Origin of the sequence: Tardiphaga sp. 813_E8_N1_3 (assembly GCF_051811025.1) — a bacterium.
Taxonomy (GTDB): Bacteria; Pseudomonadota; Alphaproteobacteria; order Rhizobiales; family Xanthobacteraceae; genus Tardiphaga.
In genome coordinates, this window is the sequence record NZ_JBPWQE010000001.1 from 3,008,030 (window position 1) to 3,033,807 (window position 25,778).

Genomic DNA, 25,778 nt, shown 5'->3' on the forward strand with positions numbered 1-25,778 from the left:
TTGGCGCGGCAAAATGGTCGGGATTTGGGCATGACGAACCGCTTCCTCCCCCTCACGCGCCGGACCCTGCTTGCAGGCGCCGGGAGCGCGCTGATCGCCCCGATTCTGCCCCGGGTCAGCCTCGCGCAAGCCGTCGCCGCGCTGGAACTACAGGCCAAGGCTGATCCCTTCCCGGTGAAGCCCGGCGCCTCCGCTGAGGCCTGGACGCTCCATTCGGCCCAGCAGGGTCCGCTGCGTTACAACCGCGGCGACGAGATCACAGTTCAACTCGCCAATCAGCTGCCGGTCCCTATCGCCTTGAACTGCCGAGGCATTAGCGGCCCGTCCGGGATCGGGCCGCTGCTCGACCGCAAGCCGGTCGCGGCCGGGGCCAAGGACGCGTTCAAGCTGCAGATGCGCAGCGCCGGAACGTCGTATCTGGACATGCGCCTGCTCGGCGACGGTCGGGCGCTGCCGTCCCAGGTTCGCAGCCTGGTCGTCCAGGAGAGCGATCCGGTCGAGGTGGACCGCGACGAGGTGCTGCTGATCGAGGACTTCCGCCTCAGGCCGGACGGCAGTCTGCTCGCCCCCGCCAATGATCCGAAAGACGCCGCCGCGTTGTTCCTGATCAACCGGAAATCCACGCTAGATCTGTCGGCCCGGATCAACGAACGGCTCAGACTCCGTCTTATCAATGGCTGCCAACGCAATGTGGTTGCTCTGAAATTTGACGATCACGAGGTCCGTGTGATGGCCATCGACGGTCAGCCCTCGGAGCCATTCCCAGCCCGTAACAATCAGGTGGTGCTGGCACCCGGAACCCGGGTCGACGTCTTCCTCGACGCCGTCAAGCCGGCGGGATCGACCTCGGCGATCCTGCTCCATGACGGCAAGACCGCCCGGCCGATCGGCCAGATCAAAATGTCCAACGATCCGCCGCTACGGGCCACGCCCCTGCCGGCCGCCGCGCCGCTGCCCTCCAACGGCTTGCCAGCTCAGCTCGATCTCAAGGGCGCGCTGCGCGTCGATATGGCCCTGAGCGCCGTCAGTCCCGAATGGGTGAAACCGATCGATCTGTCCGGCAGCACGCCGCCAGCATTCCGGACCAAGCCCGGCCGTACTGTGGTGCTTGCGCTGACCAACCGGGCCACCAGCCCGATGGTGTTCCAGATCCACGGCCATCACGTCCGCCTGCTCGACAGGCTCGATGACGGCTGGAAGCCGTTCTGGCTCGACACCCTGGCGCTCGACGCCGGTCAGACCCAGCGCATCGCCTTTGCTGCCAACAATGTCGGTCGCTGGCTGATGGAGGCCTTCGTCGCCGACTGGGCCGCCCCGCGGCAGGTCCGCTGGTACGGCGTCGACTAGGCCTTCTCAGTATTGGATACCGAGCTGGTCATAGAGCCGGCGGAACACCGCCGGCAGCACCTCGGTCAGATCCTCGGCGATCAGCCCGGGGCCGGCCTCGCTGCCTGCCTCGCCATGCATCCAGACGCCGATGCAGGCGGCCTCATAGGCCGGAACGCCTTGCGCCAGCAGCGCGCCGATAATGCCGGCCAGCACATCGCCGGAGCCCGCCGTGGCCAGCCAGGGCGGCGCGTTGGCAGCGATGGCCGCTCGGCCATCAGGCGATGCCACGACCGTATCCGGTCCCTTCAACAGCACGATAGCGCCAGACTCTTGCGCCGCCAGACGAACTCGTTCCAGCTTAGATAATGCTGGATGTTCCCCATCCATCTTACTGAATATTCGCGAAAATTCACCCTCATGCGGTGTCAGCACGACACCCGCATCCGGCTTCCCCTTGATCAGGCCGAAGAGCCGTTCGGGCGCATCGGCGAAGCTGGTCAGCGCATCGGCATCGAGCACCGCGTGTCGCTTCGTGGTTAGGATGGACTCCACGAACATGCGCGTCCGTTCGCCCACACCGGCGCCCGGCCCAATCACGCAGGCCGACACCTTGCCGCCGATCAGTGCGGCGAACTCCGCCGCCGTATCCACCGGCCGCACCATCACCGCAGTCAGCGCGGCGGCATTGACGGCCAGCGCATCGCGCGGCGACGCCACGGTCACCAGGCCTGCCCCGCCTCGCAACGCGGCGCGGGCGGACAGCCGGGCAGCGCCGGTGGCGGCGATGTCGCCGGAGACAATCACGGCATGGCCGCGCGAGAATTTGTGGCTGTTGATTTTCGGCACCGGAAACGCGTCGGCCCACAGGTCCGGATTGTTCTCGAAGGTCTGCGGGCGGATTTCCGCCAGCACATCCTCGTCGATGCCGATGTCGATCACCCGCAGCCGGCCACAATGCACCCGGCCCGGCACCAGCAGATGGCCCGGCTTGGGCCTGAAGAACGTCACGGTCTCGGTCGCCCTGATAGCGCCGCCCATCACGGCCCCTGAATCGCCGTTGATCCCGCTCGGCAGATCGACAGCCAGCACGGGCACGCCGGCCGCGTTGATGGCGTCAATCATGATCAGCGGGTCGCCCTTGATGGGACGATTGAGCCCGGCGCCGAACAACGCATCGATGATCAAAGCCGGCTGCCCGATCAGCGAGGGATCGCAGGGCAGCACCTCGCCTTTCCATCCCTTGGCAGCCAATGCCGCGTCGCCCTTCAGCGTCGCCCGGTCGCACAGCAGGATCACCGCAACATCCCGCCCCTGCGCCGCAAGCTCGGCCGCCGCCACAAAGCCATCGCCACCATTGTTACCGCGCCCGGCCACGATCAGGATCGGACCTTCCTCAGCCATCTCGCCCGCCACGTCAGCAACCGCCCGTCCGGCGGCGCGCATGAGTTTGAAGCCTGGTGTGCCCGCCGCAATCGTGAGTTGATCGGCGCGTGCCATCTCGTCGGTCGTTAGAATATTCATCTCGCTTCTCACTACGCCTTTTTGGAAGGCACTCGCGTCACACGCGAACGCAGCAGAGTAAAACTGCACATCACACGATCACTTTGATCACTATGTAGGCAAAAGTAGTCGAATACTCTTGATGCGAACCTCGTCAGGTGCGATGTAATAACCTGATAATGCTTCAAAAATAGCCGAGGAGCGAACTTGGCACGGACCCTGCTTTTAGGGAAGCCAGCTTCGGGTCCGTCGCGCTCACCGGCAAATGTTGAAAGACACCTGTTTAAGAGACAGGGGTGGCCGACCGTCTACCGCATCGGGCGAGATTTCGTCGGTGCGGCGTGGCGGCAGCGCAATAACGCCCGAAATTGGGTATCGAACAGTGTGCGCAAAACGCGCAATGGTCAAAGCTACGTACGGCCTGATTGGAAGTGCCGGGGAGACGTTCAGTGAAAAAGATCGAAGCCATCATCAAGCCCTTCAAGCTGGACGAGGTGAAAGAGGCTCTTCAGGAAGTCGGGTTGCAAGGCATCACCGTCACGGAAGCCAAGGGCTTCGGCCGTCAGAAGGGCCACGCCGAACTTTATCGCGGCGCTGAATACATCGTCGACTTTCTACCCAAGGTGAAGATCGAGATCGTGATTGGCGACGACCTCGTCGAAAAGGCGATCGATGCCATCCGCCGCGCCGCACAAACCGGCCGCATTGGTGACGGCAAGATCTTTGTGTCGAACATCGAGGAAGCCGTGCGCATCCGTACCGGCGAGTCTGGACTCGACGCGATCTGACGGACTGGACGCTCTCCAAGCCGGGTGCTATCCGACATTCAACGCTTCAAGGCGTCACCAAAAAGGCTGCTTCGGCAGCCTTCTGTTGTTGACGGTTTGTCTTGTTGAAAACATGCCGTTGTGACCTGATCGTCACGACAGATTGTTACGTCCCGGAAATCGGCCCGCAAAAAAGGTAGGGAGCCCCATGACGACCGCCAAAGAAGTCCTGCAGTCCATCAAGGACAATGACGTCAAGTACGTCGACCTGCGTTTCACCGATCCCCGCGGCAAGTGGCAGCACGTGACCTTCGACGTCTCGATGGTCGATGAAGAAATGTTTGCCGAAGGCACCATGTTCGACGGTTCCTCGATCGCCGGCTGGAAGGCGATCAACGAGTCCGACATGATGCTGATGCTGGATCCGGCAACGGCGACGATCGATCCGTTCTTCGCAGAGACCACCATGGTCATCACCTGCGACATTCTCGAGCCCTCCACCGGCGAGCCCTATAACCGCGACCCGCGCGGCATCGCCAAGAAGGCCGAAGCCATGGTCAAGTCCATGGGCATCGGCGACACCGTGTTCGTCGGTCCGGAAGCCGAATTCTTCGTGTTCGACGACGTCCGCTTCTCGAGCGACCCGTACAACACAGGCTTCAAGCTCGACTCGTCCGAATTGCCGACCAACTCCGGCACCGAATATGAAGGCGGCAATCTCGGCCACCGCATCCGCACCAAGGGCGGTTACTTCCCCGTCCCGCCGCAGGACTCGGTGCAGGACATGCGCTCGGAAATGCTCGGCGCGATGGCGCGCATGGGCGTCAAGGTCGAGAAGCATCACCACGAAGTGGCGTCCGCCCAGCACGAACTCGGTATGAAGTTCGACACGCTGACCTATATGGCTGACCAGATGCAGATTTATAAGTATTGCATCCATCAGGTCGCACACATCTACGGCAAGACCGCCACCTTCATGCCGAAGCCGGTCTTCGGCGACAACGGCTCGGGCATGCATGTGCACCAGTCGATCTGGAAGGACGGCAAGCCGACCTTCGCCGGCAACAAATACGCCGATCTCTCCGAGACCTGCCTCCACTACATCGGCGGCATCATCAAGCACGCTAAGGCGATCAACGCCTTCACCAATCCGTCGACCAACTCCTACAAGCGTCTGGTCCCCGGCTACGAAGCCCCGGTGCTGCTCGCCTACTCCGCGCGCAACCGCTCGGCCTCCTGCCGCATCCCCTACACCACCAACCCGAAGGCCAAGCGCGTCGAAGTCCGCTTCCCGGATCCGATGGCCAATCCGTATCTCGCTTTCGCCGCGATGCTGATGGCCGGTCTCGACGGCATCAAGAACAAGATCGATCCGGGTCCGGCCATGGACAAGGACCTCTACGATCTGCCGAAGGAAGAGCTGAAGTCGATCCCGACGGTGTGCGGTTCGCTCCGCGAAGCCCTCGAGAACCTCGACAAGGATCGCGGCTTCCTCAAGAACGGCGGCGTGTTCGATGACGACTTCATCGACAGCTATATCGAACTGAAGATGACCGAAGTGATGCGTTACGAAATGACGCCGCACCCGATCGAATTCGACATGTACTACTCGCTGTAATTCCGTAGGGATTACAGCGAAACGATCGAGGCGCTCCGGCAACGGGGCGCCTTTTTTGTTGCGCCTCTCCTGGCGCCTATTTCCGGGCGAGAGCCATCGCCGGTTCAGGCGCGTTCGGGAAGCCGATCGCCGCAAGCGCCCTGGCTGCCTCCCCTTCGCTGGCCGCCCACGGCAGCTTCGCGGTGACACCGCGCGTGATGGGTTCGCCGAGACGCCCGCCGAAATCGATCGGCCACAGACCATTCGGCACCGCCTCGACCGTGATGCTGCGCAGGCGCGTGCCAGTGCCTAGTGCCGACAGGTCGTCGGGCTGCATCCTGCGCATGGTCGAGGCATCCCTGGGATCGGAGAAACTGGCCAGCACCGGCATCAATTCGCCGGTGACCGGAACAGCGCCGGTCTGGCTGCTGACGTCGCGGAACGCGATCTTGCGTCCGGCCGCCTGATAGGCCCGCATCGCCACGAAATTGGCACCGTCGAAATCGGCACTGCCCTTGTCGTCATGCAACATCAGCGCGGCAAGGTTCCTGCCGCCGCCGAGATCGACGATCACGGCATCGCCCCGTGACGTCACCTTGCCGGCAGGTTGATAGCCCCGATAGGGATGCACGGAGACGACGTTCGAGGCCGCCTTCACGCCGTCCGGCGTCTCGACCTCCATGGTCAGCCGATATTTGTGCGCGGGTCGGTTGATCCGGATCTGATCGCCGATCACCAGGGCAGTGAGCAGTCCGAGCGGACCGACCCATTTCAGCATGTCCATTATTATTGGCCTCCCCCATCGGCCATGCACGATCGCGACGGAGACGTCAAAGCGGCGATATGTCTTGATCCCCGTTGCAATTGACGGAACAGTGAAAGTCCAATCAATGCGAAGGATCCACCGTGCCCGCAGAAGCCAATGTCCAGACGCGTAGTGACCTTGCCTGGGCGATCACGGCGGGCGGCATCGCCACGGTGTCCTTCGCGATCCTCATAGGCTTCGCTTGGTACTTCTCGGGAACGCTATTCCTGATCTTCGCAGGGGTCCTGCTTGGCGTAGCGCTCAATGCGCTGACGGAATTATTCGGGCGCTTCATGGGCGGCCCGCATCCCATGCGGCTCGCAATGATCTGCATCGTGCTCGCCGCGATGCTGGTGGGCGTGATGTATCTGGGCGGATCGACCATCGCCAATCAGGCCAAGACGCTGTCCGGCACCCTCAAGTCGCAGGTCGTCAACGTAAAGACCTATCTTGAGCAGCACGGCGTCGACACCAGCTATTTCGATTTCAACAGCATCACGTCGGATCCGCCCGCGGAGCCCGGCACGTCGCCCGCCACCTCAACGCCGAAGTCCAGCGGCGGCCTGCCAAGCGCTGGCACCATCGCATCATCAGGTGGCGCCATTGTCAGCCAGACACTGAAAATCCTGCTCGGCACCGTCGGTGCGGTCGGCAACTTCTTCATCGTGCTGTTCTTGGGACTAACGTTTGCCGCGCAGCCCAGCGTCTACCGCAAGGGGCTCTTGCACCTGACGCCGCGGAAACATCGCGGGCCGATGACGGTCATCGTCGATCGCATCAGCGACACGCTGCAGCGCTGGCTGATCGCGCAGATGCTCACCATGGTGGTGGTCGGCGCCATTACCTGGATCGGACTGAAGCTGATCGGGATTCCTAGCGCCTTCATTCTCGGCGTTCAGGCCGGCCTGCTCGCCTTCATTCCCACCGTCGGCGCCCTGCTCGGCGGGTTGATCGTCGTGCTCGCCAGCCTCGCCTCGGGCTGGGTCGCCGCTGCGTCAGCCTTTGCGCTGTTCATGGGCGTGCATGCGCTGGAGAGCTACATCCTGACACCGATCCTGCAGCGGCAGGCGCTGGATATTCCGCCGGCCACGCTGTTCGCGTTCCAGATCCTGCTCGGCGTGGTGTTCGGCGTCTGGGGCCTCGCACTGGCATTGCCGGTGCTGGCGATCGTAAAGGTCGTCATCGACTTCATGCGTGAAGAGGACGAAGCCTCCGCACAGGATAAGGCGATAGCGGCGTAAGGCGGATTATGCGGAGTTTCTCATCGGGCGCGCTTCGCGCGACCCGTTGGCTAATCCGCCTTACTACTGATCGAACTCAGGTGGTCAGCACGGTCTCGGTGTGCTCGACATAAGGCGGCGTTTCGAAATACGGGCCCACCAGCGCGCGCCATTCGGCGAAATCGGGCGAGCCGCGGAAATCGACGGTGTGGTTTTCGAGGGTTTCCCACTTGGCGACGAGACGGTAGCGCGACGGCATCTCGACCGACTTGTGCAGCTCAAAACCCTTGCCGCCCTTGGCGCGGAGGAACAGCGGCTTGGCCTTGGCGACGGCCGCCTCGAAATCCTTCTCGGTGCCCGGCTTGACGTCGATCTGTGCGATTTCAGTGATCATGGTTTCCCGACCCTTTGTTTTGCGGTCGGTGTCTTTACCGCAAAGTCGGGGTTCGGTGAAGGAGCCGCCGAAAAGTGATCAGGCGAACAGCAGAACCGTGCCGACGACCATGACGCAGCAGCCGATGAAAGCGATGACCGGCAGCTTGCTGTGCTGCACGCCGTAGCGCCCCTGCGCACGACGTTCGGTAATCAGCGCGGTCTCGTATTCGTCCGAGCTCGAAAACATGCAGGCAAAGCCGGCACGGGCCGAGGCAGCGGCCGCTTCAAGGGACATCAAAGCAGTGTCGGAGGTCGAGTCGGGCAAGGTCATCATGCGATGACAGTAGGGATCGAATGGTAAACGGATCCTTTAGAGCATGATCCCGAAAAGTGGATGCCGGTTTTCGCCGACAAACGAGTTCGTTTGTCGAGAGATCATGTTCAAACGACAGAAAGAGCCAAAGTCTGATGCATCAGACTTTAGCGCACGCCGTTTGCCGTCATCGTAACGGCTGCACGTACCACCGCGGGCTTGGCCTGCGCCGCTTGCCCGATCGCCGCAGCACGACGCCCCTGTTCCAGCGACAGCGGTTCTTCTTCCGCCGCCTGCACACGATTACGGCCGCTGCGCTTGGCCTGGTAAAGCGCAGTGTCGGCCGCAGCGAGCAGGACGTCGAGTTCAGTGCCGGCCGGTCCGCCGGCGACGCCGATACTGACGGTGGTCGCGACCGGCGCCTCGTCTACCTGGATGCCGCAGGTCGCAAACGCCTCGCGCACGCGCTCGGCCGCCTGCATTGCCTCGTCCAGGCTGCAGGGCAACATCGCCGCAAATTCCTCGCCGCCGATGCGGCCAGAGAGATCGGTGATCCGCAGCGTATGCGTGATGACCGTGGCAAACAGCTTCAGCACCTCATCGCCGGCGGGATGGCCGAAGCGATCATTGATCGACTTGAAGTGATCGATGTCGAAAATCATGACTGTGACCGGCCGCCCGGCTTTCGCCTCGCGCTCGATCATCCGCGCCGTAGCCTCGGAGAAGCCACGGCGGTTAAACAGACCGGTGAGCGGATCGCAGGATGCCGCGACCTTGTGCGCGGTGACCGCGCGCTCGGACACCAGCATGAAGATCAGGAACACCGTGCCGACCGCATAGAGCACGAGTTCGACGGCAAAGGCCGTGACCCAGATGCTGTTGCCGAAATTGCTGTGATCGCCATGCAGCAGGTCGCCGAGCAGGATCGGCAGCATCAGGACGAAACCATGCAGCATCGGCACCAGGATGGTCGGCCAGCGCCTTTGCACCGCCTTGCGACGCTCGTTCCACAATTCATGGGCCGTCAACATGGCATAGAGCGCCACGATGCCCGCGCCGATGGTCATGCGCAGCGACGCCGCCTCAGCCGGCAGGGTGAAGATGACAGCGATCCAGGCGATGGCGCCGAGAAACAGGCCGGCCCAGCTCGGGCTGCGGCCATGGAACACGCGCGCAGCGTTCCACACCATGCCGCAGGCCACGAAGCCCACGGCATTGAATGCCAAAGACAGCACGTCACCCAGGAGCGACGCGGCAAGTGTCCACAATGCGACCGATACGGCGCCGAGCAGGTAAGCCAGCCCCCACCAGTTGAGGGCCGCGATCTTTTCCTGTCGTCCGAAGAACAGCAGCATCCCGCCCAACATCGCCGCAACCAGGGTTGCCACCAGATAGAGCGTGGAAGAATCGAGCGACATATTTGAGCACCGGCAATTGTTGCGAGATTTCCGAACCATCATGATTCGGACTGGCCTCTTCGCCATCATCGAACATACGAGTGTACCGATTGGAAATCCGTTTGCACGCCTGCACAAGTTTTCACGAAAAACTGCGTCAATCTGTCAGCATTCCGATCGTGGACCAGAACGCAAAAAGGGCGCCCGAAGGCGCCCTTTTCAAAATTGTATTCACCGCATTTGCAGCAAATTTTATCGAAGCAGAAATTAGCGCTTCGAGAACTGGAAGGACTTGCGGGCTTTCGCCTTGCCGTACTTCTTGCGCTCGACGACACGCGAGTCGCGGGTCAGGAATCCGCCCTTCTTGAGGACGCCGCGCAGATCCGGTTCGAAGCAGGTCAGAGCCTTGGAGATGCCGTGACGCACGGCACCGGCCTGGCCCGACAGACCGCCACCGGCAACGGTGCAGATCACGTCGTACTGGCCAGCGCGGGCTGCAGCGACCAGCGGCTGCTGGATGAGCATGCGCAGCACCGGACGAGCGAAGTACACTTCGACTTCACGGGTGTTGACCACGACCTTGCCGGCGCCCGGCTTGATCCAGACACGAGCGACAGCGTCCTTACGCTTGCCGGTCGCATAGGCGCGGCCCTGCTTGTCGATCTTCTTCACATACTTCGGCGCATCAGGAGCCGACACCTTCAGCGACGACAGCTGGTCGAGAGACTGCATGGTATCCGACATTATGCGGCCCTCTTGTTCTTGCGGTTCAACGCACCAACGTCGAATGCTTCTGGTTGCTGGGCCTCGTGCGGGTGCTCTGCACCGGCATAAACACGCAGATTGCCGAACTGGACGCGACCGAGCGGGCCGCGCGGGATCATGCGCTCAACAGCCTTCTCGACAACGCGCTCCGGGAAACGACCTTCGAGGATCGACTTCGCAGTACGTTCCTTGATGCCGCCGATGAAGCCGGTGTGGTGATAGTAAACCTTGTCTTCACGCTTGCGGCCGGTGAAAACCACCTTGTCCGCGTTGACGATGATGACATGGTCTCCGCAATCAACATGCGGGGTATAGGTCGGGAGATGCTTGCCGCGCAGCCGCATTGCGACCAGCGTGGCCAGCCGGCCCACCACGAGACCAGTGGCGTCGATGACGATCCACTTCTTCGTGATCTCGGCGGGCTTTGCCGAAAACGTCTTCATTGTGAATATCCATGAAAAGGGGATATCGGCGGTGATCCGCCGAACTGAGGGCGTTTCTAAATAAGCGACCGGATTCCGTCAATGCCAAATATGACAGAATTCATCAATTAAATCATCGCGTTATAATTACGGTTCTATAATACCTTAGTAATTACCCAACGTTCGGAATGGAATAGGTCGAGGTCACATGGGCGATCGGATCGGCCGAAGTGCCTGATAACAGGGTCACTTCACCCACCGCGAGGCGTTTTCCGAGTTTCAGCAGCTTGGCGGCTGCCAGTACATCCTGCCCCGGCAAGCCCTTGCGCAGGAAATTGATGTTCAGGCTGGTGGTCACCGCAAGGCCCACAGGACCGATCGCCGACAGCAGCACGACGTACATGGCAAAATCGGCCAGGGCCATCAGTGTCGGACCCGATACCGTGCCACCCGGCCGCAGCATGCGTTCGCCATAGGTCTGGCGCAGCAGGCAAGTGGTACCATCAGCGCTTTCAATCGCGATATCGCCGGCGCCAAAGGCCTGCGGGAACTCGCGCTTCAGAAACGCCTCGAGTTCAGCCACGCTCATTTTCGCAGTCGTCATGTCTCCACCCTGCTCTCGCTTGTGCCGTCCTGTTACAATATGGTGACGGTCCTGCCCAGCGATGGAATCTCAAGTCATGGTTCAACCAGCACGCGCGGAAACAGCGCGGCCATCCATTCTTCTGCGTGAAACGGTCGGCAGCATCGGCGTGTTGACGCTGAATCGTCCGGCTGCCCGCAACAGTCTCTCCGAAGGACTGATCGGCGAATTGCACGCCGCCCTCGATGACATGGCCGGCGATAAAACCGTGCGCGCCGTGGTGATCGCCGCCAACGGCCCGGTCTTCTCGGCCGGACATGACCTGAAAGAACTCACCGCGCGACGTACAGACACCGATCGCGGCCGCGCTTACTTCGCGCATATGATGACGATCTGCAGCGCCATGATGCAGGCCATCGTGCGGCTGCCGAAGCCGGTGATCGCAGCGGTGCAAGGCGTCGCCACTGCCGCGGGCTGCCAACTCGTCGCGAGCTGCGATCTCGCCATTGCCTCCGAACAGGCAAAATTCGCGACGCCCGGCGTCGATATCGGCCTGTTCTGCTCGACACCCATGGTGGCGCTGTCGCGCAACGTGCCGCGCAAGCAGGCAATGGAGATGCTGCTGACCGGCGAGCCTGTCTCCGCTGAACGCGCGCGCGAGATCGGCCTGGTCAACCGCGTGGTACCTGCCGGCACCGAACGCGATGCGGCGATCGCGCTGGCAGAGCAAATTGCGCGCAAGTCGGCGCATACAGTGAAGATCGGCAAGGAAGCTTTCTATCGCCAGGCCGAGATGAGCCTCGCGGAGGCCTATCGCTTCGCCGCTGAGGTGATGACCGAGAACATGATGGCCCGCGACGCCGAAGAAGGCATCGGCGCGTTCATCGCAAAGCGCGAGCCGAAGTGGGAAGACCGGTAATTGAAATGAACCACGACAGCTATAACGACGCCTATATCCGCGAGATCCTCAACACCGTCAAAACCGTCGCGATGGTCGGCGCTTCCCCGCAAAACGTGCGGCCGAGCTATTTCGTGTTCAAGTATCTGGCCGAACGCGGCTACGACATGATCCCGATCAATCCGGGCCAGGTCGGCAAGAGCCTGCTGGGCAAGCCATTCGTCGCCTCGCTGCAGGAGATCGATCGTCCGATCGACATGATCGATATCTTTCGCAGCGCCGAGCATGTCATGCCGATCGTCGAACTCGCGCTGACGCTCAATCCGCTGCCCAAGGTGGTCTGGATGCAGCTCGGCGTGCGCCATGATGAGGCCGCCGCCAAGCTTGAGGCCGCTAGCATCAAGGTGGTGATGAACCGCTGCCCCAAGATCGAATATGGCCGGCTGTCGTCGGAGATCCAGTGGATGGGTGTCAATTCGCGCACGCTCAGCTCCAAGCGCGCACCAATCCCCACACAAGGCATGCGACTGTCGCTCAATCGCAGCAGCCTTGGCGGCGGCAGCACCGCTGCGGCCGATCGCGTTGCGCAGCAAAATAACAAGGACAAGAACGACACCGCCTGACGGTGCGTTTCGCGATTTTATTTCCTTTGAAATGACACAGCGCAGCACGAGTGTTGCGAAGTCACGGCAAAATGCCGCCTCGCCTTGACGGCAGCGCCGCGCCCGATCAGGTTGGCGCCAACAAACCGACTATTCCATAGGGAGTGATGATGAACGATCGTATTCCAGGCTTCGCCACCCTCGCCGTCCATGCCGGCGCGCAGCCCGACCCGACCACCGGCGCACGCGCGACGCCGATCTATCAGACCACTTCGTTCGTGTTCAACGACGCGGATCACGCCGCCTCGCTGTTCGGCCTGCAATCCTTCGGCAACATCTATACGCGCATCACCAATCCAACCACGGCTGTACTGGAAGAGCGTGTCGCAGCACTGGAAGGCGGCACGGCCGCCCTCGCCGTCGCATCCGGCCATGCCGCGCAGCTTGTGGTGTTTCAGCAGCTGCTGCAGCCGGGCGACGAATTCATCGCCTCGCGCAAACTCTATGGCGGTTCGATCAACCAGTTCAGCCACGCCTTCAAGAGCTTTGGCTGGAACGTGGTGTGGGCCGATCCCGATGACGTCCCCTCGTTCGAGCGCGCGGTGACTGACAAGACCAAGGCAATCTTCATCGAGTCGATCGCCAATCCTGCCGGCTCGATCACCGACATCGAGGCGGTTGCTGCCGTTGCCCGCAAGGCCGGCGTACCGTTGATCGTCGATAACACGCTGGCGACCCCCTATTTGATCAAGCCGATCGACCACGGCGCCGACATCGTCGTGCATTCGCTGACCAAGTTTCTCGGCGGCCACGGCAATTCGCTCGGCGGCATCATCGTGGACGCGGGCACCTTCGACTGGTCGAAAGGCAACAAATATCCGGTGCTGTCCGAGCCGCGCCCGGAATATCATGGCATCAAGCTGCAGGAGACCTTCGGCAACTTCGCGTTCGCCATCGCCTGCCGCGTACTCGGCCTGCGCGATCTCGGCCCGGCGTTGTCGCCGTTCAACGCGTTCCTGATCCAGACCGGCATCGAAACGCTGCCGCTGCGCATGCAGCGCCACAGCGACAATGCCAAGGCGGTCGCCGAATGGCTGTCGGCCCATCCGAAAGTGGCGGCGGTGAATTATTCGGGATTGTCGGATAACCGCTATCACACCCTCGCCCGCAAATATGCGCCGAAGGGCGCGGGCGCCGTGTTCACCTTCAGCCTGAAGGGCGGCTACGACGCCGGCGTCAGCCTGGTGTCGAACCTGAAACTATTCTCGCATCTCGCCAATGTCGGCGACACCCGTTCGCTGGTGATCCACCCGGCTTCGACCACCCACAGCCAGCTCGACGACGAAGCCAAGACGCGCTCCGGCGCCGGGCCCGACGTTGTCAGGCTGTCTGTCGGCATCGAGGACAAGGAAGATCTGATCGCGGATCTCGAACAGGCGCTGAACGCGTAAGTTCTTCCCTCGCCCCGCTTGCGGGGACAGGGTGGCGCGGACGCAGTCCGTGTCGGGTGAGGGGGAGCCAGTGTTTCACTCGCTGGCTCCCCCTCACCCGGATTACTCGCTTCGCTCCTAATCCGACCTCTCCCCGCAAGCGGGGCGAAGTTAAGAAGCGCTAGGCCTGACCGCGCATCGCCTTCGCTTCGCGGATCAAACGTGCATTGCGCTGGAACACCGAATAGGTCGCCAGCGCGAACAGCACCACCAGCAGCTGGATCGACAGCGCTTCCAGCGTCGGATTGAAACCGATCGCCGTGAGGAACGCCGAGCCCGGCGCGTCGGTCACAGGGATCATCGCCTGTTCCTGGAATTCCTGGATCGCCTCGCCGATGAACTTGATGCCCATTACGAACAGGAAGGCTGAGGTGATGATGAACAGCGGCCGCAGCGGGATGCGCTGGGCAATCATGTTGATGAAGTAAAACAGCACGACCAGTCCGGCCGTCGCCGCCGCCAGACCGCCGAACAGTCCGACGCTCCAGCCACCTTCGGTGGTCGCGAGCGTGTTGATGAACAGCACCGTCTCGGCGCCCTCACGAAACACCGCGAGAAATGCCAGCATCGCGACGGCCAGACCCGTATCCTGCGCGAGCGCATGATCCGCCTTCGCCGCCAGATAATCCTGCCAGCCACGCGGATCCTGCTTCACCATCAGCCAGCCGCTGACATAGAGCATCAGGCCCGCAGCAAACAGGATGACGATGCCCTCGAAGACATCGCTGTGGTCGCCGGAATTGAACACCGCAAAGGCCCAGGCGGCGACTAGGCTGGCGAGAATTGCCGCCAGCGCGCCCAGATAGAGTGCGGTCACGCGATGGCCGCCGCCGGATTTCCTGAGATAGCCGGCCAGTGCCGCGATCACGAGCATGGCCTCGAGACCCTCGCGCAGCAGAATGACGGCAGCCTGAATGAATACGGACGACATGACCCAATCCCGTGTGGCGGTGCGCCCTATCTATTGCGCGGCGCGCATGAGCGAAAGCCGCGCAGCCACACGACTGCGTCAACTCCGTTACAATCGTTCTAGTCGGTAACGCGCAACAGCTGGGCGGCCTTGCCGACCGCGAGGTCGAGCTGACGTTCCGTCAACACCGCCCCGCGCGGCTTCATACGCTCCACCTGCAGGATTGCCAGCGTCAAAACCACGATCGCCACCGCCTGATGCGTCAGCGCCAGATCGATTGGCACCTGATGCAGCAGCGTGAGAATGCCGAGCGCAGCCTGCACCGCGATCGATGCCGCCAGCCACAGCGCGCCATTGACAACCGGTGCCCCTGCCCGCGCGCGGATCGCGTCAATCACATGCCAGATCGCCAGTGCGAACAGCACATAGGCGGTCATGCGATGCTGGAACTGAACCGTCAGCGTGTTGTCGAACATGTTGCGCCACCACGGGTCCTCGAAGAACAGCCGTGATGCAGACGGGATCAGCGCGCCGTCGATCTCCGGCCAGGTATTGAACACGCGACCGGCGCGCAGGCCCGCGACCAGCGCACCGAAATAGAGCTGCAGAAAGGTCAGCCCCAGTAACACCCAGCTCGTCACGCGCAGGCGGCTTGCCGCCAGCGCCGGCGCACGATCGCTTAGGCGGCGGAGCGTCCAGACGATGGCAGCGAAGATGATCAGTGCCAGCATCAGATGCACCGCCAGCCGATATTGCGAGACTTCCACGCGCTTGGTCAGGCCAGATGCCACCATCCACCAGCCCACCGCGCCCTGCAGGCCGCCGAGACCGAAGATCACCCACAGCCGCTTCTTCAGTTCCGAGGTGAGAACGCCGCGCCACAGGAACCAGAGGAATGGCAGCAGGAACACCACGCCGATGACGCGGCCGAGCAGACGATGGCTCCATTCCCACCAGAAGATGGTCTTGAACTCATGGAGCGTCATCCCACTATTCAATTCGCGATATTGCGGGATCTGCTTGTAGGCCTCGAAGGCCGCGATCCAGTGCGATTCATCCAGCGGCGGGATTGCGCCGGTCACCGGCTTCCATTCGACAATCGACAGGCCGGACTCGGTGAGTCGCGTCGCGCCGCCGACCAGCACCATCGCCACGATCATCGCAGCGACGGCAATCAACCACCAACGCACCGGGCGTAATTCCTTGTGGCGGGTTTGGGACGGAGCGGTCATCGCAGGGGTCTCGGGAACAGCCGCAAAATCAACGCCAAAATCAGCGCCTTGAATGAAATTTCGAGCCCCTTATAGTCCGCCCGCGAAGGCCTGCAAAGTTGGGCACTTTGCCTAACCCGATCTCAGACCGACTTTGGACCGCACATTTCCGTCATGCCCATCCGCACCCGCAAATTCTTCGGAACCATCTTTCTGCTGATCCTCGTGGTGGTGTGGTCACTGCTCGGCATGACCATCGCGCAGACCCCCTGGCTGGCTAATAACGGCTGGCTGCAGGCAGCCTTCTATGTCATCGCCGGCCTCGGCTGGGTGCTGCCGGCGATGCCGATCATCAGCTGGATGAGCAAGGCCAATCCTGTGGATCCCGAGGCCGGCTAGCGCTGCGCACCCGCGCCGAGCATCACGCCGGATACCATCACCCGCAAGGCACGCAGCGACTGCCGCCGGCCGTCCCAGGCCAGCCGCGACAGCGCGAGAAGATCCGATCCACCATTGGCCTCGATGACACCGGGGAGCGATGTCACGGCGCTGGCAAAGCCGGCCTGCGCCACCATCGCAACGTGACGCCTGTCGAATGAGGCTTTATCGCCGAACGGATAGGCAAAATGCCGCGGCTCATAGGGCAGCGCAGCCTGTGCCACCGCCCGTCCCATGGCGATCTCGCGCGAGGCCGCGCTGTCGCCGAGATTGGCGAGCGCCGGGTAGTTGACCGTGCTGCTGCCGATCGTCGCCCCCGGATTCCCCGCAAACGTGGCCACATCGTCCCAATGCATCGCAGCATGATGTGACAGGGTCGCACTATCGACCGAATAGCGTTTGCAGAGATCGTCCGTCGCAACGGCCAATTCGTGCGGCGGCAACGTCCGCAGCCAGCTATCGAGATAGTAATAGGCGCGATATTTGTCAGCGACCGAGGCGGTTTCGAAATGCCGCTGCCGGTGATCGATGATCAGGCTAATGCGATCATGCGTTGCGATCGCCTGCTCCAGTGCCAGCCACCACATGGCGCCGAGCCCGTCGGCAAAGGCGCTCGGCAGATAGAGTGTAAACGGCACCTCATGCGCCGCCAGCAGCGGATAGGCGAAATCGACGAAGTCGCGGGTGCCGCCATCGAAGGTCAGCGCCACGAAGCGCCGTCCCGTGCGTGGTGAGCTAGCGCGGCGACACACCTCGTCCATACCGACGATATCGACGGGCCAGCGCTTCAGCGCGCGGATCGTGCGGTCGAGAAACCACGGCGTGATCTCGTGGACTTTCAGCGGCTGGAATGCATCCTGCCGGGGCGGTCGCACGCGTTCGAATTTGAGGATGATACCGGCACCGCCGTGTCTGCCCTCCAGCAGACGGTGCATGCCGCTGAGATAAGTCAGCTCTAAGCCCAGCGCCGTGCGCCAACCGGTCTTGTATGACACCGCAGATTCCCCCAAGCGGCGTCATGCCTCTCGCCAGTCGGCTATTGTCATTACTGTTTGTTGACATTTCTTTGCAAAGGTCGGCCCAAACCTGAAAATCTAAACAAAATCTGAAACAGGCTCGCGATGACCATGGCTGCTGTGATGGAAACACCTGTGGCGATGGCAACTGCGAGCCGCATCGCACGCGTCGATGTAATCAGCGATTTCAGCGCTGCCGAAGCCATCTGGCGCAGCCTTGAGACGTCCGAACAGCTCTCCACGCCCTATCAGCGCTTCGACTTCCAGTCGGCCTGGCAGATCCATATCGGCGCCCAGGAAGGGCTGAAGCCCTTCATCGTCGTCGCCTATGACGCCGCGCATCAGCCGCTGATGTTGTTGCCGCTCGCCGTCAGTCGCGAAAACGGCATGCGCGTCGCCGGCTATCTCGGCGGCAAGCACGTCACCTTCAACATGCCACTGTTCCGGCGCGACTTCGCGGCGCAGGCGACAAAGGCAGATATCGACGCGCTGCTGCGCGGAATTCAAAAGCACACCGAGACGGTCGACGTCCTCGCGCTGGTCCGTCAGCCCAAAAGCTGGATCGGCATCGACAATCCGCTCGCGCTTTTACCGAGTCAGGCCTCGACCAATGATTGCCCGGTGCTGAAGATGGTGCCCGGCGAAGCGGCGACAGATCGCATCAGCAATTCGTTCCGCAAGCGCCTCAAGACCAAGGAAGGCAAGTACCGAAATCTTGCCGGCTATCGCTACATGCACGCGAAGACGGAGGCCGAGGTCAAGCGCGTGCTCGACGCCTTCTTCGCCATCAAGCCGCTGCGCATGGCCGAACAGAACCTGCCCAACGTGTTCGCCGAGCCCGGTGTCGAAGCCTTCATCCGCCAGGCCTGCACGACGCCGCGCGCGGACGGCTACACCATCGATATCCACGCGCTCGCATGCGACGAGGAAGTGATCGCGATGTTCGCCGGCGTCGCCGACGACAGCCGCTTCTCGATGATGTTCAACACCTACACCATGTCGGAGAATGCAAAATACAGCCCCGGCCTGATCTTGATGCGCACCATTATCGATGCCTATGCCGAGCGCGGCGTGACCTCGCTGGATCTCGGCATCGGCGGCGACGACTACAAGCGGATGTTCTGCAAGGACGACGAGCCGATCTTCGACAGTTTCGTGCCGCTCACCACGCGCGGCAAACTCGGCGCCATGGGCCTGTCGTCCTTCGCCCATGCCAAGCGGCTGGTGAAACAGACCCCGGCCCTGCTGCAGATGGCGCAGATGCTGCGCCACGCATTTCAGCGCTGACCTTCAAGAACGCAGTTCGCAATGAAAACTCCGTCATGCTCAGGCAAAGCGCGAAGCGCGGCTTCGCTGGACGACCCGGGCATCCACGTCTTAGTCGTTGCGTTAGAAGGCGTGGATGGCCGGGACAAGCCCGGCCATGACAGCTACTAGCTTAAGCCGCAAACACGCGGCCGCCCGGTCCGACCGGGTCGTTGGCCGGCGGCGTTGAGCGCAACATCTTCACGTCGGCGAAGCCCACGGCCTTGAGCTGTTCGGCCATCAGCTCGCGCGCATCCATGCTCATGGTCACTTCCGGCACCACCACGGCGCGGGCCTGATCGGTCAGAAGTCCTGCCGGCAGATCGGCGGCCGTGCCGGCATCCAGCAGCACGTGATCGTAGACGCGTAGCAGCGCGTCCAGCGCCATGGTCAGGCGCGGCGACTGCAACAGCGAGCGATCGGCGCCGGCGCGGCCAGCCGCCACCATATGCAGGCCCGACATCCGGTCCTTGGTGATGACCTGGCCGAACGACGCCTCGCCCAGCATCAGCTCCGCCAATCCGGGCGCACGCGGATCATTCGATACGGCTTCCAGCGTCGGCGACGACGAGGCCAGATCGACCAGCACCACTTTCGCGTCACGCGACAGGATGCGCGAGAGCGTCAGCGCGGTGAGCGCGATATTGTCGTTGTGGCCGGTGCCGAGAATCGTGATCTTGCGCGCCGATTTGCCAGCAGCGCGAAACTCCTGCGCCAGCTGCTCGATTTCGCTGACGCCAGCGGCCAGCTCGGGATGGGTATCCCGCACCACGGGTTGCGGCGCGGCAACGGGAGCCGGCTCCGGCACGATGCCCGGCGCAACGACAGTTTCCGGCTCACGCACGGCAGCAGGCGCCTGATCCACGAACGGCTTGAACGCCGGCTCCGTGACGCGGGCCTGCGTGACCGGCATCATCGGCGCAGCACCGCGCGGCGCGGTCATGCGCAGCAACTCACTGGTGACGATGCCACCGGCGGTCAACATCAACGTTGCCAGCGTTGCGATCAGCACGATCGGAAGTTTCTTCGGATAGGCCGGCGTATTGGACACGATGGCGCGGGAGATGATGCGACCATCGGTCGGTGCCGCCTCGATATTCTCACGCGTGGACGCTTCGCGGTATTTCGCCAGATAGGATTCGAGCAGATCGCGCTGCGCCCTCGCCTCACGCTCCAGCGCCCGCAACTGCACATCCTGGCCATTGCTGGACGTCGCCTGGCGCTTCAGCTGTTCGAGATTGTTGGTCAGGCCATCGACGCGGCCGCTGGCAATGCGCGCATCGTTCTCGAAGATGCGCGATAGTTTCGCAGCTTCGTCGCGCAATTGCTTGTCGAGATCGCCGAGCTGCGCCCGCAATTCCTTGATGCGCGGATGCGCGTCGAGCAGCGTCGAGGACTGTTCGGCAAGCTGCGCACGCAGCGTCACGCGCTGCTCGGACAGCCGGCGGATCAGGTCGGAATTCAGCACCTCCGAGAATTCGATCGGCTTGCCGGTCTGCAGCATGTCCTTGATGAGCCGCGCCTTGGATTCAGCGTCAGACTTCAACGAGCGCGCATTGTTGAGCTGGCTGTTGATCTCGCCGAGCTGCTGGTTCGAGAGCGACGTATTGTTGGTCCCGATGAACAGGCTGGACTTGGAGCGGAATTCCTCCGCGCGCGCTTCCGCCTCGACGACCTTCTTGCGCAGGTCATCGATCTCGCCGGACAGCCATTGTCCGGCCGATCGCGCCTGATTCTGCCGCGCGTTCTGCTGCATCACCAGATAGCCGTCGGCGATGGAATTGGCGACGCGCGCGGCGAGTTCGGGATCGCGCGACTGGAATTCGACGACCATGACGCGTGACTTGTCGACCGCATAGGCCGTCAGGCGCTCGTAATAAGCATCGAGCACGCGTTCTTCAGGCGTCATCGAGAACGGATCGCGGCCAATACCCATCAGGCCGAGCAGCGACCGCCATGGCTGTGCGCCCTGCAACACCGGATCGAATTCCGGGCGCTCGGCAAGCTTGTTCTTCTTGATGATCTCACGGGCGAGATCGCGCGACAGCAGCAGCTGCACCTGGCTGGTCACGGCTTCCGCGTCTAGGGAGGTACGCTCCTCGTTGCGCTCGCCGCTTGGCCGCAGGAAAACGTTTTCACGTCCGTCGATCAAGATGCGCGCTTCGGACTTGAAGCGCGGCGTAATCAGGTTGACGATAAGGAGTGAGCCGACAAGCGCCATCAGCGTCGGAACGAGAATCCACATCTTGCGACGGACAAGCGCCTGCCACAGCGCGCGCAGATCGAGGTCGCCGAGATCGGGCGCCGGCGCAGCGATCACACGCCCTGCTTTCTTCTCGGGATTTTTGCGTGAAACCGGGTTTGGCATGGTTGGCGCCTTGATGGCCCGTTCGACCGACGCATCGCCTTTGCCTGCACGCCAGAATGCCAAACGCATCGCCTACCCCACCCAAACGCCACTGCGTCTACTCAACGGAATCGATTAAAGACGATTAAGGTTGCCGCGCGGTTAATTGGCAGGCTGATACCGGGACGTTGCAGCGGAAGCCTGAATCCACACGGTTTTTTAACGACGAAGCCTCTTATTGGATTCAATTGCTTCAGGGATTTTCCGATGCGCGTTCCAGCTCCCGGCGACGCCCTCCTCGTCAGCGAATGCCGATTCTGATCATGAGCGCACCTTCGGACACGCCGCTTCGCATCCTGCACGCTGTCCGCGCGCCGGTCGGCGGCATCTTTCGCCATATCATCGATGTCGCCAACGGACAGGCCGATCGCGGCCATGAAGTGGGCATCGTCGCCGACAGTCTGACCGGCGGCGACCGTGCGCGCGAGGCACTGGCCGAGATCGCGCCGCGCCTGAAACTGGGCACCTATCGCCTGCCGATCCACCGCGAGCCCCATCCGGGCGACGTTCTGATCTGGATGCAGTTCATGCGCCTCGTCAGCCGGCTGAAGCCGGACGTGCTGCATGGCCATGGCGCCAAGGCCGGCGCCTTCGTGCGTCTGAAGGCAAAGTCGAACAACGTCATCCGCATCTACACGCCACATGGCGGCTCGCTGCATTATCCGCAAAATACGGCGAAAGGCGCCTTCTACAGCCGCCTCGAACGCGCGCTGATGAACCGCACTGAACTGTTCCTGTTCGAGAGCGCCTTCGCCCGCGACACCTATCAGCGCATGATCGGCACGCCGTCAGGCCTCGTGAAATGCGTGTTCAACGGCGTGACGTCAGGGGAATTCGATCCCGTCGAGCCTGCCGATGACGCGACCGATGTCTGCTATGTCGGCGAGTTCCGCCGCATCAAGGGCGCGGATCTGCTGGTCGATGCCGTCGCGCGCCTGCGTGCCGACGGCCAGCCCGTCACCCTGACGCTTGGCGGCGACGGCGAAGAGACCAACGCTTTGAAGGCGCAGATCCAGCGCCTCGGCCTCGGGAGCGCCGTGCGTTTCATCGGCCACGTCAAACCGCGTTACGGTTTCTCGAAAGGACGCCTGCTGGTGGTTCCATCGCGCGGCGACTCGATGCCCTATGTCGTGATCGAGGCCGCCGCCGCAGGCGTTCCGATGATCGCTGCCAATGTCGGCGGCATTCCGGAAATCTTCGGCTCGCACACCTCCGCCTTGTTCCAGTCGAACAATGTCGACGCCATGGCCGCCGCGATCAAAACTGCTCTCGACGACATCGCCGCTGCGCGCGCCCGTGCACAGTTGCTCCGTGAGCGCATCGCGGAACATTTCTCGCAGGACGCGATGGTCGAGGGCGTCATCGACGGCTATCGCAGCGCATTTGCGAAGCGTTAACTCTCCTTAACCTGTAACCAAATATTCTGATTTGTCCGGTAATTCTCACGAAAAGCGGTAGGCTTGACGTGCGACATCGCACGCCAGCGAAACAACGGACATTTCACCTTGGACCCGATCAACGCACGCTCAATGATCGACGCGGCCGCGACGGACGCGCCCGGCCAGCGCCAGTTCGAACGTCGTCGGCGCCTCACGCCGGAGGCACTCGCCGTTGCTGATCAGAAGGTGCGCGCCGCCTATTCGCCCGTCGTCATCACGGGCGTCGTCCGCGTGGTCGATTTCCTGATGCTCAGCATCATCGGCATTGCGCTCAACCTGCTCTATGTTGCGCCAGAAGCTGGCTTCAGATGGGAATACCTCGCCGCGATCCTCGCGATGGCTGCTGCTGCCGTGGTGTGTTTCCAGTCTGCCGACATCTATCAGGTGCAGGTCTTCCGCGGCCACATCAAGCAGCTCACGCGCATGGCGTCGGCATGGGCCTTCGTGTTCCTGTTGTTCATCGGCGTCTCGTTCTTTGCCAAGGTCGGCGGCGCGGTGTCGCGTGTCTGGCTTTCCTCGTTCTTCTTCATCGGTCTGTTCGCCCTGATCGCGGAACGCGCCGTCGTGCGCGCGCTGATCAAGCGCTGGGCGCATCAGGGGCGGCTCGACCGCCGCACCATCATTGTCGGCGCCGATTCCAATGGCGAGACGCTGATCAGGGACCTCAATGCGCAAGAAGATTCCGACATCCAGATCCTTGGCGTGTTCGACGACCGTAACGACAAGCGCTCGATGGACACGATCTCCGGCGCGCCGAAGCTCGGCAAGGTCGATGATATCATCGAATTCGCGCGACGCACCCGCGTCGATCTCGTGTTGTTCGCGCTGCCGATCTCGGCGGAGACGCGCATTCTGGAAATGCTGAAGAAGCTGTGGGTCCTGCCGGTGGATATCCGCCTGTCCGCGCATACCAACAAGCTGCGCTTCCGCCCCCGTTCCTATTCCTATCTCGGCAAGGTGCCGACCCTCGACGTGTTCGAGGCGCCGATCACCGACTGGGATCTGGTGATGAAGTGGCTGTTCGACCATATCGTCGGCGGGTTGGTCCTGCTCGCTGCATTGCCCTTCATGGCGCTGGTCGCCATCGCCATCAAGCTCGACAGCCCAGGCCCGGTGCTGTTCCGGCAGAAGCGCTTCGGCTTCAACAACGAGCGCATCGACGTGTTCAAGTTTCGCTCGCTCTATCACGACCAGGCCGATCCGCTGGCCAAGACCGTCGTGACAAAGGGCGACAAGCGCGTCACCCGCGTCGGCCGCTTCATCCGCAAATCCTCCATCGACGAATTGCCGCAGCTGTTCAACGTCGTGTTCAAGAACAACCTGTCGCTGGTCGGCCCCCGTCCCCACGCCGTTCAACAGAGGGTGCAGAGCCAACTGCTAGACGAGGCCGTCGACGGCTATTTCGCTCGCCACCGCGTCAAGCCCGGGATCACCGGCTGGGCGCAGGTCAATGGCTGGCGCGGTGAAGTCGACAGCGAGGAGAAACTGCAGAAGCGCGTCGAGTTCGATCTCTACTACATCGAGAACTGGTCAGTGCTGTTCGACGTCTACATCATGCTGAAAACGCCGGTTTCAATGCTGACCAAGAACGAGAACGCGTATTGAGGCAGGCCTCAGCCTCTGCCTTACACCACTCGTCAACCCTGCCTGCGTAGAGTGATGCCGCCATGAGCACTCACGCGACTGCCGATCATTACATCGCCTCGCCCGCGGCGCCTCCCGCCGTGGTGACGCTGCAGCGCGCGCTGCTGTGGGCGATGGGGTTTGGCGGCGCCATCGTCTTCATCGAGCCCAGCCCCTTCGAGATCGCGACCCTCACGGCGATGGTCGTATTCTTCGCGTCAGGTCTGCGCATGCGGCTGGTGTTCATGCCGCTGCTGCTCCTGCTGTTCCTCGTCAATCTCGGCTACACGATCTGCGCGGCCTATCTGCTCGACAAGGCGCCGATCGTGAACTGGATCCTGACCTCCTGGTACATGGCCATCATGGCGATCTTCGTCGCGCTGGTGATGTCCGAGGACACGCTGGCGCGCATCGATCTCTTGCGCCGCGGCCTGATCGTCGGCGCACTGGCGGCGTCGTTGGCCGGCATCGCCGGCTATCTGCATCTCATCCCCGGCGCGGAGATGTTCACGCTCTACGGCCGCGCCTCCGGCACGTTCAAGGATCCCAACGTGCTCGGCGCGTTTCTGGTCCTGCCGGCACTGTTCTGCCTGCAGAGCGTCGTCAGCGACGGTTTCGGTCGCTCGCTCCGCAGCGCCATTGCGCTCGGCATCATCGCGCTCGCCGTCCTGCTCGCTTTCTCCCGCGCCGCCTGGGGCCTGCTGGCGATCACCTCGGCCTTCATGCTGATGCTGATGGTGCTGACCAGCCAGTCCAACAAACAGCGCTCGCGCATCGTCATCATGGCGCTGGCGGCCGTCGCCGTCGTGGCGCTGGTGATCGTGATCCTGCTGCAGTTCGACTTCATCGCCGACATGTTCAAACAGCGCGCCTCCTTCGATCAGAAATATGACGAAGGCCGTTTCGGCCGTTTCGGCCGTCATGTGCTCGGCGCGCAGATGGCGCTCGATCTGCCCTTCGGCATCGGCCCGCTGCAATTCACGCGCTTCTTTCCGGAAGACACCCACAACTCCTATCTCAACGCCTTCATGTCCGGCGGCTGGATCTCGGGCGTGTGCTATCCCGCGCTGGTGTTCATCACCGCCCTGCTCGGCTTCCGCTACATTTTCGTGCGCGTGCCATGGCAGCGCGCCTATCTGGCAGTCTTTGCGGCCTATCTCGGCACGGTCGGCGAGGCCTTCATCATCGACACCGATCACTGGCGCCATTTCTGGATGATGCTCGGCATCATGTGGGGCATGTTCGTGGCCACGCAGCAATACATGGCAACGGCGCAATTGCGTGCGGCGTCCACGCCGCCAAGCAGCGTCTGACAAACTCACAAACGAAAACAGCCCCGCTTGCGCGAGGCTGCTTTGTTCGAATC

At 62.4% G+C, this 25,778-nt stretch carries 24 protein-coding genes; 12 read left to right on the forward strand and 12 right to left on the reverse strand.

Going from position 1 to position 25,778, the window contains the following annotated elements:
• Positions 1–30 precede the first annotated feature (30 nt).
• Positions 31–1,347, forward strand: a complete 1,317-nt coding sequence (locus AB8A33_RS14410) for a multicopper oxidase family protein (protein WP_439093371.1) — start codon at positions 31–33, stop codon at positions 1,345–1,347.
• A 6-nt stretch (positions 1,348–1,353) separates the two neighbouring features.
• Here AB8A33_RS14410 and AB8A33_RS14415 read toward each other — a convergent pair whose 3' ends face one another.
• Entirely contained in the window at positions 1,354–2,850 is a 1,497-nt protein-coding gene (locus AB8A33_RS14415; protein ID WP_439095940.1) for an NAD(P)H-hydrate dehydratase, read from the reverse strand.
• Between the two features lie 428 nt (positions 2,851–3,278).
• On the opposite strand from AB8A33_RS14415, the gene AB8A33_RS14420 reads away from it, so the two are divergent.
• Complete coding sequence (locus AB8A33_RS14420) at positions 3,279–3,617, forward strand: P-II family nitrogen regulator (protein ID WP_068730910.1); 339 nt, start codon at positions 3,279–3,281, stop codon at positions 3,615–3,617.
• Between the two features lie 187 nt (positions 3,618–3,804).
• Positions 3,805–5,214, forward strand: a complete 1,410-nt coding sequence (glnA, locus tag AB8A33_RS14425) for a type I glutamate--ammonia ligase (protein ID WP_439093372.1) — start codon at positions 3,805–3,807, stop codon at positions 5,212–5,214.
• A 76-nt stretch (positions 5,215–5,290) separates the two neighbouring features.
• Here the strand turns inward: glnA and AB8A33_RS14430 are convergent, their stop codons facing one another.
• Positions 5,291–5,977 (reverse strand): hypothetical protein, encoded by a 687-nt coding sequence (locus tag AB8A33_RS14430; RefSeq protein ID WP_439093373.1) that lies wholly within the window; start codon positions 5,975–5,977, stop codon positions 5,291–5,293.
• A gap of 122 nt (positions 5,978–6,099) precedes the next feature.
• Here AB8A33_RS14430 and AB8A33_RS14435 point away from each other — a divergent pair, with 122 nt between their 5' ends.
• Positions 6,100–7,239, forward strand: a complete 1,140-nt coding sequence (locus AB8A33_RS14435; RefSeq protein ID WP_439093374.1) for an AI-2E family transporter — start codon at positions 6,100–6,102, stop codon at positions 7,237–7,239.
• A gap of 76 nt (positions 7,240–7,315) precedes the next feature.
• Here the strand turns inward: AB8A33_RS14435 and AB8A33_RS14440 are convergent, their stop codons facing one another.
• The 6 genes from AB8A33_RS14440 to AB8A33_RS14465 form a co-directional block, all read right to left on the reverse strand.
• Positions 7,316–7,612: an antibiotic biosynthesis monooxygenase family protein gene (locus AB8A33_RS14440; protein WP_092142187.1), complete on the reverse strand. Its 297-nt coding sequence runs from the start codon at positions 7,610–7,612 to the stop codon at positions 7,316–7,318.
• 78 nt (positions 7,613–7,690) lie between these two features.
• Positions 7,691–7,888, reverse strand: coding sequence for a hypothetical protein (locus tag AB8A33_RS14445; RefSeq protein ID WP_439093375.1), 198 nt, complete (start codon positions 7,886–7,888; stop codon positions 7,691–7,693).
• Between the two features lie 185 nt (positions 7,889–8,073).
• A complete protein-coding gene (locus tag AB8A33_RS14450; RefSeq protein ID WP_439093376.1) occupies positions 8,074–9,324 on the reverse strand; it encodes a diguanylate cyclase in 1,251 nt (416 codons plus the stop codon).
• 246 nt (positions 9,325–9,570) lie between these two features.
• Complete coding sequence (gene rpsI, locus AB8A33_RS14455; protein WP_068730917.1) at positions 9,571–10,047, reverse strand: 30S ribosomal protein S9; 477 nt, start codon at positions 10,045–10,047, stop codon at positions 9,571–9,573.
• On the reverse strand, positions 10,047–10,511 hold the full coding sequence (gene rplM / locus AB8A33_RS14460; protein ID WP_068730918.1) for a 50S ribosomal protein L13: 465 nt from the start codon (positions 10,509–10,511) through the stop codon (positions 10,047–10,049). The genes rpsI and rplM overlap by 1 nt, the downstream gene beginning before the upstream one ends.
• A gap of 151 nt (positions 10,512–10,662) precedes the next feature.
• Entirely contained in the window at positions 10,663–11,094 is a 432-nt protein-coding gene (locus AB8A33_RS14465) for a PaaI family thioesterase (RefSeq protein WP_093758792.1), read from the reverse strand.
• A 76-nt stretch (positions 11,095–11,170) separates the two neighbouring features.
• Here AB8A33_RS14465 and AB8A33_RS14470 point away from each other — a divergent pair, with 76 nt between their 5' ends.
• The 3 genes from AB8A33_RS14470 to AB8A33_RS14480 all read left to right on the forward strand — a co-directional run bounded on the left by AB8A33_RS14470 (position 11,171) and on the right by AB8A33_RS14480 (position 14,024).
• Entirely contained in the window at positions 11,171–11,992 is an 822-nt protein-coding gene (locus AB8A33_RS14470; RefSeq protein WP_439093377.1) for an enoyl-CoA hydratase, read from the forward strand.
• A gap of 5 nt (positions 11,993–11,997) precedes the next feature.
• Positions 11,998–12,594 carry a CoA-binding protein gene (locus AB8A33_RS14475; RefSeq protein WP_439093378.1) on the forward strand — a complete coding sequence of 199 codons (597 nt, stop codon included), beginning with the start codon at positions 11,998–12,000 and terminating at the stop codon, positions 12,592–12,594.
• A gap of 149 nt (positions 12,595–12,743) precedes the next feature.
• Positions 12,744–14,024 carry an O-acetylhomoserine aminocarboxypropyltransferase gene (locus AB8A33_RS14480; protein WP_315841828.1) on the forward strand — a complete coding sequence of 427 codons (1,281 nt, stop codon included), beginning with the start codon at positions 12,744–12,746 and terminating at the stop codon, positions 14,022–14,024.
• A 160-nt stretch (positions 14,025–14,184) separates the two neighbouring features.
• Here the strand turns inward: AB8A33_RS14480 and AB8A33_RS14485 are convergent, their stop codons facing one another.
• Entirely contained in the window at positions 14,185–14,994 is an 810-nt protein-coding gene (locus AB8A33_RS14485; RefSeq protein ID WP_439093379.1) for an FTR1 family iron permease, read from the reverse strand.
• 98 nt (positions 14,995–15,092) lie between these two features.
• Positions 15,093–16,205 (reverse strand): COX15/CtaA family protein, encoded by a 1,113-nt coding sequence (locus AB8A33_RS14490; RefSeq protein ID WP_439093380.1) that lies wholly within the window; start codon positions 16,203–16,205, stop codon positions 15,093–15,095.
• A gap of 153 nt (positions 16,206–16,358) precedes the next feature.
• Between AB8A33_RS14490 and AB8A33_RS14495 the strand changes: the two genes are divergently transcribed.
• The gene (locus AB8A33_RS14495; protein WP_439093381.1) at positions 16,359–16,583 is read left to right on the forward strand and encodes a DUF2842 domain-containing protein; all 225 of its coding nucleotides are present in this window, start codon (positions 16,359–16,361) and stop codon (positions 16,581–16,583) included.
• On the opposite strand, the gene AB8A33_RS14500 is transcribed toward AB8A33_RS14495, so the two are convergent.
• Positions 16,580–17,617 carry a polysaccharide deacetylase family protein gene (locus AB8A33_RS14500; protein ID WP_439093382.1) on the reverse strand — a complete coding sequence of 346 codons (1,038 nt, stop codon included), beginning with the start codon at positions 17,615–17,617 and terminating at the stop codon, positions 16,580–16,582. The genes AB8A33_RS14495 and AB8A33_RS14500 overlap by 4 nt on opposite strands.
• A gap of 126 nt (positions 17,618–17,743) precedes the next feature.
• Here AB8A33_RS14500 and AB8A33_RS14505 point away from each other — a divergent pair, with 126 nt between their 5' ends.
• Positions 17,744–18,925, forward strand: a complete 1,182-nt coding sequence (locus AB8A33_RS14505) for a GNAT family N-acetyltransferase (protein WP_439093383.1) — start codon at positions 17,744–17,746, stop codon at positions 18,923–18,925.
• Positions 18,926–19,076: 151 nt separating this feature from the next.
• On the opposite strand, the gene AB8A33_RS14510 is transcribed toward AB8A33_RS14505, so the two are convergent.
• Positions 19,077–21,380, reverse strand: a complete 2,304-nt coding sequence (locus AB8A33_RS14510) for a GumC family protein (protein ID WP_439093384.1) — start codon at positions 21,378–21,380, stop codon at positions 19,077–19,079.
• A gap of 233 nt (positions 21,381–21,613) precedes the next feature.
• On the opposite strand from AB8A33_RS14510, the gene AB8A33_RS14515 reads away from it, so the two are divergent.
• The 3 genes from AB8A33_RS14515 (at position 21,614) to AB8A33_RS14525 (ending at position 25,725) form a co-directional block, all read left to right on the forward strand.
• Positions 21,614–22,747 (forward strand): glycosyltransferase family 4 protein, encoded by a 1,134-nt coding sequence (locus tag AB8A33_RS14515; RefSeq protein WP_439093385.1) that lies wholly within the window; start codon positions 21,614–21,616, stop codon positions 22,745–22,747.
• Between the two features lie 108 nt (positions 22,748–22,855).
• Positions 22,856–24,394: an undecaprenyl-phosphate glucose phosphotransferase gene (locus tag AB8A33_RS14520; protein ID WP_439093386.1), complete on the forward strand. Its 1,539-nt coding sequence runs from the start codon at positions 22,856–22,858 to the stop codon at positions 24,392–24,394.
• Positions 24,395–24,456: 62 nt separating this feature from the next.
• Positions 24,457–25,725 carry an O-antigen ligase family protein gene (locus tag AB8A33_RS14525; RefSeq protein WP_439093387.1) on the forward strand — a complete coding sequence of 423 codons (1,269 nt, stop codon included), beginning with the start codon at positions 24,457–24,459 and terminating at the stop codon, positions 25,723–25,725.
• Positions 25,726–25,778 lie beyond the last annotated feature (53 nt).